Raw genomic sequence first — 12,570 nt, 5'->3', positions numbered from 1 at the left:
GGAGACGACATGACAGACATCGAAACCGCAATCGCAACCGACAATCCCGCATCCGTTCCCGAGACCGGCATCACGCCCGGCGGCACCACCGGCGCGTTCCGCGACGTGCTCAGCCGCGACCACGCGCGCCGCGGCAAGCCGCCGCTGCACTTCGCCGACATGACCCCCGAGCAGCGCATCGCGACCGCCGCCGAGCTGGGTCTGCCGAAGTTCCGCGTCAAGCAGCTCGCCAACCACTACTACGGACGCTTCGACGCGGACGCGTCCGAGTTCACCGACTTCCCGGCCGCCAAACGAGAGGACGCGGCCCGGGCGTTCTTCCCCGAGCTCATCCACGAGGTTACCCGGCAGGTGGCCGACGACGGCGCCACCATCAAGACGCTGTGGCGCCTGTTCGACGGCTCGCTCATCGAATCGGTGCTCATGCGCTATCCGACGCGCACCACGCTGTGCATCTCGTCGCAGGTGGGCTGCGGCATGGGATGCCCGTTCTGCGCCACCGGCAAGCTGGGGCTCACGCGCAACATGTCCGCGGGGGAGATCCTCGAGCAGGTGCGCGTGGCCGCGCGGATGATGCGCGACGGCGAGGTGGCCGGAGGCCCCGGCAGGCTCAGCAACGTCGTGTTCATGGGCATGGGCGAGCCGATGGGCAACTACCGCTCCGTGCTGTCCGCCGTGCGTCAGATCTCCGCCATGCCTCCCGAGGGGTTCGGCATCTCGGCGCGCAACATCACCGTGTCCACCGTGGGCGTGGTTCCCGGCATCAGGAAGCTCGCCGAGGAGGGCATCCCCGTGCGCCTCGCCGTCTCGCTGCACGCGCCGAGCGACGCGCTGCGCGACGAGCTCGTGCCGATGAACCGCCGCTTCGACACCACCGCCGTGCTCGACGCGGCGCACGACTACTGGCTCGCCTCCAAGCGGCGCGTCAGCATCGAATACGCGCTCATGCGCGGCATCAACGACCAGGCCGAGCATGCGCGCCTGCTCGCCAAGCGCCTCAACCACTACGGCGACGACTGGGCGCACGTGAACCCGATCCCGCTCAACCCCATCGAAGGCTCCAGATGGACCGCCTCCAAGCCGGAGGACGAGCGGCGCTTCCTCGACATCCTGCACGCGGCGGGCATCACCGCCACGCTGCGCGACACCCGCGGCCAGGACATCGACGGCGCCTGCGGCCAGCTCGCCGCCAAGGGCAGGGACGGCCGCGCCTGAGCGGACGGGACGGTCCCGTCCATCATGCGGACGTTGTAACGTGCGGTAGGTAAGCTGACGGGCTGTAGGAAAACCTAGGAAGCAACGGGAGTTGAGCTATGTCGCTGGCGGTTCGTGTGATCCCCTGTCTGGACGTCGACGCGGGACGAGTGGTCAAGGGCGTGCATTTCGAGAATCTGCGCGATGCCGGCGACCCGGTGGAGCTGGCCCGCGAATACTACCGTCAGGGCGCCGACGAGCTCACCTTCCTCGACGTGACCGCCTCCAGCTCACACCGCCAGACCATGATCGACGTGGTCTCGCGCACCGCCGAGCAGATCTTCATCCCGCTGACCGTGGGCGGCGGCGTGCGCACCCCCGAGGACGTCGACTCGCTGCTGCGCTGCGGCGCCGACAAGGTGGGCGTCAACACGGCGGCAATCAACGACCCCACGCTCATCAGCCGCGTGGCGGAGCGCTTCGGCAACCAGGTGCTCGTGCTGTCCGTGGACGCCCGCCGCGAGAAGGGCGAGCAGCACACGCAGTCCGGCTTTGAGGTCACCACGATGGGCGGCCGCAAGTCCACCGGCATCGACGCGATCTGGTGGGTCAAGCGCGCCGAGGAGCTGGGAGCGGGGGAGATCCTGCTCAACTCCATGGACGCCGACGGCACGCAGGACGGCTTCGACCTCGAGATGATCCGCGCCGTGCGCCGCGAGGTCAGCATCCCGATCATCGCCTCCGGCGGCGCCGGCAAGGTGGAGGACTTCCCGCCGGCCATCGAGGCGGGCGCGAACGCCGTGCTCGCCGCATCCGTCTTCCACTACGGCAAGATGACCATCGGCGACGTCAAGGACGAGCTCAGGCGCCACGGCTACACGGTGCGCTGAGACGAGATTCGTGCCGGCTTCCCGCCGGCTTCACCAAGGCTTCAGGAGCGATACGGACAATGGCAGACAACGAATACGACAACGCGACCACGCTCGACCCGCGCATCGCGTCGAGACTCAAGCGCGACGCGAAGGGGCTCGTGGCCGCGGTGATCCAGCAGTACGACACGCGCGAGGTGCTCATGGTCGGCTACATGAACGACGAGGCGCTGCGCCGCACCCTCACCACGGGACGCGTCACGTTCTGGTCGCGCTCCCGCCGGGAGTACTGGCGCAAGGGCGACACGTCCGGGCACGTGCAGTACGTCAAAGGCGTCTCGCTGGACTGCGACGGCGACGCGCTGCTCGTGGAGGTCGATCAGGTGGGCGCCGCGTGCCACACCGGCAAGCGGTCCTGCTTCCTCGAAGGCGGGCCGCTGCCCGTCGTGGAGGGAAGCCGTACCAGGGAACAGGAGGACGAGCGATGAGCGAGACGAACGGAACCGCGGCGGACGAGACGTGGACGGCTGCCGTGTGCAGCGTGGAGCATCTGCCGTGGGGCGGCACGTGGCCGAGCCGCGAGACGTTCCACGAGCTCGCCGACCAGGGCTACCGCGTCATCCCCATCGTGCGCAGGCTGCTCGCCGACTCGCTCACCCCGGTGGGCTTCTACGAGCGTCTCGCCGGAGGCCGCAGCGGCACGTTCATCCTCGAATCCGCGGAATACGGCGGATCCTGGAGCCGCTACTCGTTCATCGGCGTCAACTCGCTCGCCCAGCTGCGCTCCGACCACGGCCGCGCCAACTGGCTCGGCAAGGTGCCGGTCGGCGTGCCCCGGGAGGGCGACGTGATGGACGTGGTCCGCGCCACGCTCGCCACGCTCAAGGCGCCGGACGTCAAGGGCCTGCCGAACCTCACCTCGGGTCTCGTGGGCACCGTGGGATGGGACGCCATCCGCCACTGGGAGCCGACGCTGCGCGCCGAGGCCCCCGACGAGACCGGACAGCCGGAGACCGTGCTCGCCCTGGCCACCGACGTGGCCGTGGTGGACCACGTGGACGGCTCGGTGTGGATCATCGCCAACGCGATCAACGTGGACGACCGTCCCACGCGCGCCGACGCCGCCTACGACGAGGCGATCGCGCGCCTCGACCGCATGCAGCGCGACGCCGCCACGCCCCAGCCGCGAGAGAACCGCGTCAGCGTCATCGACCCGTCCGTCGAACAGCCGAAGCTGCGCTTCCGCAGCGCCAAGGCCGAGTACGAGCACGCCGTCGAGGAGGCGAAGCGCCACATCGTCGACGGCGACGTGTTCCAGGTCGTCATCTCCCAGCGCCTCGACATCGACTCGCCCGCCGAGCCGTTCGACGTGTACCGCGTGCTGCGCACCCTCAACCCCAGCCCGTACATGTACTTCATGGCGCTCACCGACGCCGAGGGCCGCGACTTCAACGTGATCGGCTCCAGCCCGGAGACGCTCATCAAGGTGGACGACGGGCACGCCATGACGTTCCCGATCGCCGGCTCCCGTCCGCGCGGCAAGACCCCCGAGCAGGACGCGGCGCTGGCCAAGGAGCTGCTCGCCGACCCCAAGGAACGCAGCGAGCACATCATGCTCGTGGACCTGAGCCGCAACGACCTGAGCCGCGTGTGCGACCCCGACTCCGTCGAGGTCGTCAGCCTCATGGACATCAAGCGCTTCAGCCACATCATGCACATCTGCTCCACCGTGACCGGCCACGTGCGCGAGGACCTCACCGCGTTCGACGTGTTCACGTCCGCGTTCCCCGCGGGCACGCTGTCCGGCGCGCCCAAGCCCCGCGCCATCGAGATCATCGACGAGCTGGAGCCGGCCGACCGCGGCATCTACGGCGGCACGATCGGCTACTTCGACTTCTCTGGCAACATGGACATGGCCATCGCCATCCGCACCGCGTTCCTGCGCGACCACGAGGCGAGCGTGCAGGCCGGCGCCGGCATCGTGCTCGACTCCGTGCCCGCCACCGAATGGCAGGAGACGCGCAACAAGGCCGAGGCGAGCGTGGAGTCCGTGCAGATCGCCGCCCAGCTCAGGGAGCTGTAGGCCGCCATGTCACTGACCAGTGCGCAGCGCGAGGCGACCATTCGCGAATTCCGGGAGAACATGGCGCTGCTCGGGCTCGACGCGCGGGCGATCGGCGAGCATTTCGGCGTGGACGCGGCCGTCGTGGAGCGCGTCGTGAACCTCGAATCCGGCGTGCTTGAATACCCGTGGATCGTGCGCGGGTATCTGCTGGAGGAGGCTCGGGCGCGCGGCGTGAAGCCGGTGCCGTTCAGCGCGTTGCGCGGCGATCCGCACGACTACTGGTTCCTGGACGGGCGCGTGATCGACGCGAACCGCATCGGCTGAGGCGGACTCCGATCTGGGTGCCGCCCGTCGAGGACGATTCCCGGCAAGCGAAGGGGCACGTTTCCGATCATTCCCGCGGCGCGGCGCGGATCCCGACGAAACCCGCCCCTCGCTTGCCGTTCCGGAACAACCGGAGCAGTCGGACGGTCAGAACAGGCTGATCGGATCGCGGCGCTCCAGCGGGGCGATGAGCCGCGGCCCGTCGCCTGCGAGCGGCGCCACCTCATGGAATCCGAGTCCTCTCGACAGCGCCATGCCCGATTCGCGCATCCGGGGGAGCAGCGTCGCGCCGTCGACGGAACGGTCCAGCCACGCCGCCGCCATGTCCGGCGCCACGAGCAGCGGCATGCGGTCGTGCACGGCGGCGAACGCCTCCGCGGCGGGGCAGGTGACGATCGTTGCGGTGAGCCGCCACGGGCGCGAACCGGACGGACGCCACCACGAGTACAGTCCCGCCATCGCCAGCGGAGTCCCGTCCGGGGCGTGGAAGTAGAACGGCCGGCGTCCCTTGAACTCGTAGTATCCCGACGCGGGGATGATCGCGCGCATGGACCGCGTGGACTCGGCGAACGTCGGTCTGTACGCGATCGATTCCACGCGCGCGTTGTACGTCGGATAGCCGGGCGCGTCGGTCTGGCTCCACCGCGGCACGAGCGACCAGCTCGCCCCCGTCAGATGCCGTCTGCCGTCGCCGCCCTGCGCCACGAGCGCGATGGTCTGCCTCGGCTCGACGGCGAACGTGCGCGGCGGCAGCCGATCCGCCCTCACGTCGCCCGCGTCCACGCCGAGCCAGCCGGCGACCGCGTCCCAATCCAGGTCAAGAGCGAACCTTCTGCACATGCCCCACAGTGTACGACGTGCCGCGGCGCCCTCGCCCCCGTTGTGCTAGCTTCGATACCACGCGGAGGAACCGCGGAGGGGCCGCGGAAGGAACCACGAAGGAGACGCATTGGGTGACGCAAGGCGCGAGCTGGAACGGCTCAGACCGGTGTACGAGACCGGCGTGCTGAGACTGCTGCTGCGCCGGAACTCCATGGTCTACGTGGCGCTGCTGCGCTCCGCGTTCGACCCGCTCACCGGGGAGCTCACGCGCGAGACGCTCGAGGACCGGATCGTGCAGGGACTGGAGCCGCTCATCGCGTCCGGAGACTTCACGCCCGCGGAGGGACAGACCACGGCCGACGCCGCGCGCGGCGTGCTCGCCGAGCTGACGCGTGAGGGCGACGGCGACTACGCGTGGCTCGCCAACTCGCTCGACGTGACGTCCCACCGGTTCCTGTACCGGCTCACCGCACGCGCGCATCGCGCGATCGAGGCGCTGTCGCGTCTCGAGGACGACACGCGGACCCTGTCCGGCGCGCAGGCGAACTCGATCATCATGGAGATCGAGCACGCGCGCATGCGGCTCACCGCCGACCCGCGCGAGCGCATCGCGCTGCTCAACCGCGAGATCAAGGCCAACAAGCGCGAGATCAGACGCATCCTCGACGGCGAGGACACGGGCGACCTGACGGAACGGCAGGTGGAGGACATCATCGCCGTCGTGCACAACACGCTGCGCGGCGTGCCCATCGACCTGCGCGAACTCGCCCTGACGGAACGCGACAACGGCGACATGCTGCGCCGGCGCATGCAGTCGGGCGACATGGCCGTCGACGAGATCCTCACCGCATACCACGACGACTACCGACGCTCCTACCGCGAATCCGACGCGGGACGACGGTTCGAGGACGCGTTCCAGGTGATCGTCACCGACGAGGGACGGCGTCAGATCGACGACGCGATCCGCGACATCGCGCGCACGCCGTACCTCGACGGTGAACCGGGCGCGCTGCTCGGGCAGGTGCGTGCCGAGCTGGCCCGCATCTACGAGGGCATCGAGGACGTGCGCCGCCAGATGCGCGCCTCCGACGAGGCGATCAGCCGTCTGGTGCGTCAGCAGACCGACACGCGCTACCGCACGATGCTCTCCACGCTCAACCGGCTGTTCGTCAAGCTCAGCGCCGAGGCCAGGGAGACCCCCGACGCCGCGGACGCGCCGTACGCCACCGACGTGTCCGCCGTGCGGCTCGCCGTGCTGCCCACGCGTCCCGCCCGCCCGATGGTGCGCGACACGGCGCCGCGGCTCGCGGATGGCTCCGGCCCGGATGCGCCGTCCCCGGACCTGCGCGCGCTCATCGAGGTGGGCGGTCCGAGGCTCAGACGCATGGCCGAGCTGATCCGGCGCGATCCGGTGATGCGCGGCGACGCGGTGGACATGGCGGCGAGCTTCAACCGGCTGCCGGCGGGGGAGCGGCGCGAAAGCGAGCTGATCGGATTCCTCGGCGCGCTCAGGACGTCCGGCGGCTCGTGGACGCGGTGGCGCTGCGTGACGCTGAACGGCGACGAGCGCGTCTGGCTCACGCGGCCGCTCATGGTGGCGCCGCGCACGCTCGAGGAGATCGCGGAGGAATCATGAACGGGACGACGGACGGCGGCGACGCGGACGAAAGGACGACGATGGACGACATCATGACGGACGGCGCGGAGGCCGGCACGGCGGGCGGCGACGCGAACCCCGCGGCCCTGTTCGAGGGCGATCTGAGCGACATGCCCGCCGACGCGCGCGTGGCGGCCATCGCCCTCAAGCGGGACCGGTACGTGAGCGGCGTGCTGTACGACATGGTCGAGGACAACCGGGACGCGGTGGTCCGCTCGCTCAACAACGACATGCTGCGGCTGGTCGTCGACACGCGCTACCGCATCATGTACGCCACGCCCGTGGGCGGACCGGACGTGACGATCCGCTCGCTCAAGACGCGCGTGAGCCTGACGCGCGAGGAGGCGGCGCTGCTCGCGTTCCTGCGCATCCGCGTGCTCGACTACGAGAACGTGCACGCCGAGCAGAGCGCATGGATGGCGAGCTTCGACGAGATCCGCGAGGCGCTGACGACCGGCGCGGGATACCTCGCGTCGCGCAACGACGAGGAAGGCGTGCTGCGACGGATCCAGGCGGTCGTCTCGGCCGCGACGACCCACGGCTACCTCGAACGCGCGGACGACGGCGAGGAGATGTACCGCATCACGCCGCTCGTGCCCGTGGTGCTCGACCGGGCGCTGGCCGAATCCTGGCTGGACGCCGATCCGGACGGCGGAGACGAGCCCGCGTCCGCCGCGGATGCGGACGACGGGACGGTCCTCGGGCGGGACGATCCCGCGGACGCCGACGTCGACACGGGCGGGATCGGCGAATCGCGCCCGCAGGAGCCCACCCTGTTCGACGCGGGCTCCGACGACGCCGAAGACGAGGGGAGGTAGACGATGGCGAAGCGCGAAGACATGGCGATGATCGCCGACCGGTGGATGCTCGAAAGCCGGCAGGTCGTCAACTGGGGATCGTACGACGGCTGGCACGAGTTCCGCCCGTCCACGGATCCCACGGCCCCCGTGACGCTGCTTGCCGGCGCCAGCGAATCCGGCAAATCCACGCTCGTGGACGCGCAGATCTCGCTGCTGTACCCCACGGGCACGCCGTTCAACAAGGCGTCCAACGCCGGACGGTCCGAACGCAGCGACTACACGTACGTGCGCGGCATGCTCGGCTACGGCTCCGACGGCGGCGTCGAAATGCCGCTCTACCTGCGCGGCCGCGACGCCGACGGACGCCCGCAGCCCGTGTGGGGCGCGATCGTCGACACGTATGCGAACCGCACCACCGGGCAGACGCTCAGCTGCGCGAAGTTCCTGTATCTGGCCGTCGGCGACGGCTCCGGCGACGTGCGCCGCCAGTACGCGGTCTGGGACCGCGTCATCGACCCCAGGCTCATGGACCGCTACCGCGACACGCCGTTCACACCCACGCAGATCAGGACCGCATATCCCGGCTGCGAGACCTTCCCGAACGCGGACGCGTTCCACGCGCGCATCTGGCGCATCATGGGCCTGAGCGCCGAAGCCTGCCGGCTGCTGCACAAGATCCAGTCCGCCGACGCGCCGTCGCGCCTCGACGACATCTTCAAGCAGGGCGTGCTCGGCGTGCCCGAGGCGCTGGATCTCGCCCGGGCCGCCGTGGATGACTGGCGGCGCTACGAGGAGAACCTCCGCGCCATGGACGAGAAGGCTCGCCGCATGGCGCGCCTGAAGGACATCCGGACCGGCTACGGCGCATATGCGGACGCGCTCGCCGCCCTGCGCGACGGCTCCCGCATCGATCCGGACGGCGAGCAGGGCAGGGCCGCGGTGGCCGCGTGGACGGGCCGGCGCATGGCCGACGACATCGGCGCCCAGCTGCCCGCCGACCGCACCGCCGCCGGCCGCGGCCGCGAGGCACAGACCGTCGCCGCGCACGCCGCGGACGAGCTGCGCGAACGCTGCGCGCGGATCGACGCGCAGCTCGGCAGCAGGGACGGCGGCGCACTCGCCCGACTCGAGACGCAGCTCGCCCAGCTCAACCGGGACTTCGCCGCCGCGCGCGACCTCGGCACGCGTCTGGCCGCACGGTTCGACGCAGCCGGCGAGACGATGCCCGATGGGGCCGACGCATGGGAGCGCGAGCGCACGCGCCTCGCCGAGGCGGACGGCACGTACCGCGACGACCTCGCCGCGCTCGACCAGAGCCGCTACGAATCACAGAGCGCCCTGCACGACGCCAAGGACGCGCTCGCTGCGCTCCAGCGCGACTACGAACGACACAGCAGCCGGCGCACCCGCATCTCGCAGGCCATGGACGACGACCGCGCGCTGCTCGTCAGGGCGACCGGCCTCGACGCCGACGACCTGCCGTACGCCGCCGAGCTCATGGACGTGCGCGAAGAGGACGAGGCGTGGCGCGCTGCCATGAACGTCGTCTACGGCTCGCTCGCGCAGACCATCCTCGTCGACCGCCGCCACGAGCACGGCTTCGCGCGCAAGGTCAGCGCCATCGATCCGAGCCTCATGGGCCGGCGCACCTGGACGTTCGTCGACACGGACGCCAGTGCTGATGCCGTCGCCGATGCCGAAGCCGGCGCGGACGCCGAACCGCGCGACGGCTGGATGTCCGGCAAGCTGCGCTACCGCGACGAATCCCCGTTCGCCGCATGGCTCAAGACGCAGACCCGCGCCGAACGGCTCGACGCGCGCTGCGTCGACGCGATCGACGACGCGAACCGCACTGAGCGCCAGGTGCAGCGCGACGGGCAGATCAAGTCCGGCAGGCGCGGCTGGCACGGCACCAAGGGCATGCGGCAGGTCATCGGATTCGCCGACGAGACGTACCTGGACGGACTGCGCGGCCAGATCGATCAGGCGCGCCGGCGCGCCGACGACGCCGAGAGCCGCCGACGCGAGACCGACGCCGCGGCCGAAACGCTGCGCGCCCGCCATGCGCTCGCCGAGGAACTCGCCCACACGCCGTGGAGCCAGGTGGATGCCGACGGCATCGAGCGGCGCATCGAGGAGCTGGAATCCGACATCGACGCGATGCGCAACGACCCGGAGACCGCGCGACTGCTCGCCATGCGCGACCGTCTCGCCGCGGAGGCGTCGGACGCGCAGAAGGAGGCGTCGCGGCTCGACATCGAAGCGGGACGCCTTTCCCGCATGGTGGATGCGATGCAGGCATGGCTCGACCGGTATCATGAGCGCCACGACGGCGCCGATGCGGAGGTCTCGATCGGCGAGAACGCCGAGCGGGCGCTCGCCGAGGCCTACGACGGCGCGTTCGCGAGCATGCCGCGGCGGGAGGACCGTGCGCATGCGCTCGCCGACGCCGGCGGCAGCGTCCGCGGGAACATCGCCGCGGCGATCGTCAGGCAGGCGCGCGCCCGCGTCGCCGGATTGCGCAAGACCGTCGACGATGCACGCGCCGCGGTCGAGCTGAACATGGCGAACTACCTCGAACGGTATGCGCCCGACGACGACTCGGCCACCGCCAGCGTGAACGACTACCGGTACTATCTGGAGGAGCTGGAGGGGCTGTCGAAGCTCGCCGCCGTGAACGCCACGGACGCGGAGGTCGCCAACAGCCTCGACAAGATGCTCATGGACTTCACGCAGCTGGGACGCGCGATCGACACCGACGCAAGCGACATCGGCGACCAGCTGGAACGCATCAACCGGATGCTCACCGGCCAGCGGTTCGGTCCGCGCCACGGCACGTTGGCCCTTGGCGCGGACGTGCGCCGGCCGGACGCCGCATTCTCCGGACAGCTGCGCCGCGTGGTGCAGATGCTCAACGAGTGGAAGGCGTCGCGCGCCGCGGACCCGCAGGAGACGCGCCGCGTGTTCGCCCGCTGCAGGCCGCTGGTGGACCTCCTCGACGAGGAGCTGTCGCACGTGCGCGACGCGGGCGGCATCAGGAGCTACGGCGCGCGCAACCTCGATCCGCGCTGCCGCTCCGGCTTCTATGCGATCGTGCATCACGACGACGGGCCGGACGAGCGCATCAGCTCCACCGGCGGCAAGTCGGGCGGCGCCCTGCAGGAGCTCACGAGCTTCGTGTACGGCGCGGCGCTCATCTACCTGCTCGGCGGCGACGTGAACGGACAGCCGACCTACACCACGCTGTTCCTCGACGAGGCGCTCATCAAGGCCGACGGCCGCTACACGCGGCGCGCGCTGTCCGTGCTGCCACGCCTCGGATTCCAGGTGATCGTCTCCGCGCCGGAAAGCAAGACGGCCGAGATCCTCGAAGTGGCACGCAAGGCGTACGTCGCCTACCGCGACCCGGACACCGGCCGCTCCTACCTGCAGGAGATCGCGCCCGCAACGTTCGACGAGGCGGATGCCGAGACCGCCGATGCATCCGATGGCGCCGACGCTTCCGGTGCTGCCGCCGTGCCGGAACCGGCCGATCGTCAATCCGCGGATCCTGAGGCGCCCCGCTGATGGCCGCCCGCAGCGTGCGCGATGCGCAAGGCGTATGCGAAGCGGTCGCCAAGTGGCTCACGTCCCACCGCTTCGCCGTCGGTGGGGAACTCGCCGCCGCATGGCCGCACTCCGTGCCCATCGTCCAGCCCACGAAGGCCGAGCTGGCATCCGCCGACATCGTGGCCGTACACGAGCGCAACAATGCATTGCTCGATCTGGCCGAACGCTGCGGATGCGTGGTGAACGTCGCTGCGCGCGAAGCCGGCGGCGGCGCGCGGATCCAACTCATCCGCTCCATCACGACTCCCGACGCGGAGACCGCCTGTCGCGTCGCCGGATCCTCGTCAGGCACGCGTCAGGCATCCGTCGCCTATCGCAAGGCAAGAGCACGTGTGCACGACGCCTGCGCGTTCCCCGGCGCCGATGAGCGCCATGCCGCGCATGCCGTCAGGCTGCTTGCCGACGAATCGGACGTCGACTTCGAGCTGACGCTCAAGGCCGCCGCACAGTTCGCCGCAATGGACCTCGAATCCGTCGCCGGGCTCACGGCCCGTCAGGTGCCGCTCGCCGGGTTCAGCGCCAAATGGCTCGGCGGCGTGGGCAGCCGACGTCGCAAGGCCATCTGCGCGCTGCTCGGCATCGACGGGCTGCCGCTGGCCGAGCGTCCCCACCAGCTGTGGTTCCGCCATCTGGACCCGAGCCGATACAACGACCCGTCCATGGTCGCCGTCACGGCATGGCAGCCGGCCGCCGACCATGCGATCAGCCACGCGATCATCGTGGAGAACAAGGACACCTATCTCGCCATGCCGCCCATGGCCGGCACGCTGTGCATCTGGGGACAGGGATGGTCGTCCGTGGCGGCGCTGCCCACGCTGCTGCCATGGCTCAGCGACCTGCCGGAACGCCATGTGGCGTACTGGGGCGACATCGACGCGGACGGACTGGAGATTCTCGCCTCCGTGCGCAAGTCCTGCGGCATCGTCTGCCCGTCCGTGCTCATGGACCGGCAGACCTACGCGCGGTACGAGCGGTACGGCACCGATCTCGACGAACGCGGGCATCGGATCGCAAGCCGCAGTCCCAAGGACGATGCGATGCGCATGCTGAACGACGACGAACGCGCGCTCTACCTCATGCTGTGCGACGCGCGTCACGGCCATCCCCGCATCGAGCAGGAGCGCATACCGATCGCCGACGCCGTGCGGCTGCTCGCCGAGCGCGGCTGGCCCGAAGCGCAATTTGACGGCACGCTTCGGGACGCGTTGGGTCGTACAATCAGGCTGTGAC

The 12,570-nt window shown here is 70.3% G+C and carries 10 protein-coding genes; 9 read left to right on the top strand and 1 reads right to left on the bottom strand.

Features of this window, described 5'->3' with window-relative positions; translation table 11 throughout:
- The first annotated feature begins 9 nt into the window (after positions 1–9).
- The 5 genes from rlmN (at position 10) to G1C96_RS02005 (ending at position 4,452) form a co-directional block, all read left to right on the top strand.
- Positions 10–1,215: a dual-specificity RNA methyltransferase RlmN gene (gene rlmN / locus G1C96_RS02025; RefSeq protein WP_169274963.1), complete on the top strand. Its 1,206-nt coding sequence runs from the start codon at positions 10–12 to the stop codon at positions 1,213–1,215.
- A gap of 98 nt (positions 1,216–1,313) precedes the next feature.
- Positions 1,314–2,084, top strand: a complete 771-nt coding sequence (gene hisF / locus G1C96_RS02020; RefSeq protein ID WP_169274962.1) for an imidazole glycerol phosphate synthase subunit HisF — start codon at positions 1,314–1,316, stop codon at positions 2,082–2,084.
- 59 nt (positions 2,085–2,143) lie between these two features.
- Entirely contained in the window at positions 2,144–2,551 is a 408-nt protein-coding gene (gene hisI, locus G1C96_RS02015; RefSeq protein ID WP_169274961.1) for a phosphoribosyl-AMP cyclohydrolase, read from the top strand.
- Complete coding sequence (locus tag G1C96_RS02010; RefSeq protein WP_169274960.1) at positions 2,548–4,146, top strand: anthranilate synthase component I; 1,599 nt, start codon at positions 2,548–2,550, stop codon at positions 4,144–4,146. The genes hisI and G1C96_RS02010 overlap by 4 nt, the downstream gene beginning before the upstream one ends.
- 6 nt (positions 4,147–4,152) lie before the next feature.
- Positions 4,153–4,452 (top strand): DUF2316 family protein, encoded by a 300-nt coding sequence (locus G1C96_RS02005; protein WP_169274959.1) that lies wholly within the window; start codon positions 4,153–4,155, stop codon positions 4,450–4,452.
- A 147-nt stretch (positions 4,453–4,599) separates the two neighbouring features.
- On the opposite strand, the gene G1C96_RS02000 is transcribed toward G1C96_RS02005, so the two are convergent.
- Positions 4,600–5,292, bottom strand: a complete 693-nt coding sequence (locus tag G1C96_RS02000; RefSeq protein WP_169274958.1) for an SOS response-associated peptidase — start codon at positions 5,290–5,292, stop codon at positions 4,600–4,602.
- A gap of 109 nt (positions 5,293–5,401) precedes the next feature.
- Between G1C96_RS02000 and G1C96_RS01995 the strand changes: the two genes are divergently transcribed.
- From G1C96_RS01995 to G1C96_RS01980, 4 genes are read left to right on the top strand one after another with little or no spacing between them, the layout of a single operon-like run.
- Complete coding sequence (locus G1C96_RS01995) at positions 5,402–6,910, top strand: DUF3375 family protein (protein ID WP_169274957.1); 1,509 nt, start codon at positions 5,402–5,404, stop codon at positions 6,908–6,910.
- Between the two features lie 53 nt (positions 6,911–6,963).
- Positions 6,964–7,749 (top strand): DUF4194 domain-containing protein, encoded by a 786-nt coding sequence (locus tag G1C96_RS01990; RefSeq protein WP_169275226.1) that lies wholly within the window; start codon positions 6,964–6,966, stop codon positions 7,747–7,749.
- Positions 7,750–7,752: 3 nt separating this feature from the next.
- Entirely contained in the window at positions 7,753–11,298 is a 3,546-nt protein-coding gene (locus G1C96_RS01985) for an ATP-binding protein (protein ID WP_240945044.1), read from the top strand.
- A complete protein-coding gene (locus tag G1C96_RS01980; RefSeq protein ID WP_169274956.1) occupies positions 11,298–12,569 on the top strand; it encodes a DUF3322 and DUF2220 domain-containing protein in 1,272 nt (423 codons plus the stop codon). Before G1C96_RS01985 ends, G1C96_RS01980 begins: the two co-directional genes overlap by 1 nt.
- Position 12,570: the final 1 nt, after the last annotated feature.

It is taken from the genome of Bifidobacterium moraviense, assembly GCF_012932365.1.
GTDB classification, from domain to species: domain Bacteria; phylum Actinomycetota; class Actinomycetes; order Actinomycetales; family Bifidobacteriaceae; genus Bifidobacterium; species Bifidobacterium moraviense.
The sequence above is the reverse complement of the archived record's forward strand: the minus strand, read 5'-3'. Positions and strand labels throughout refer to the sequence as shown.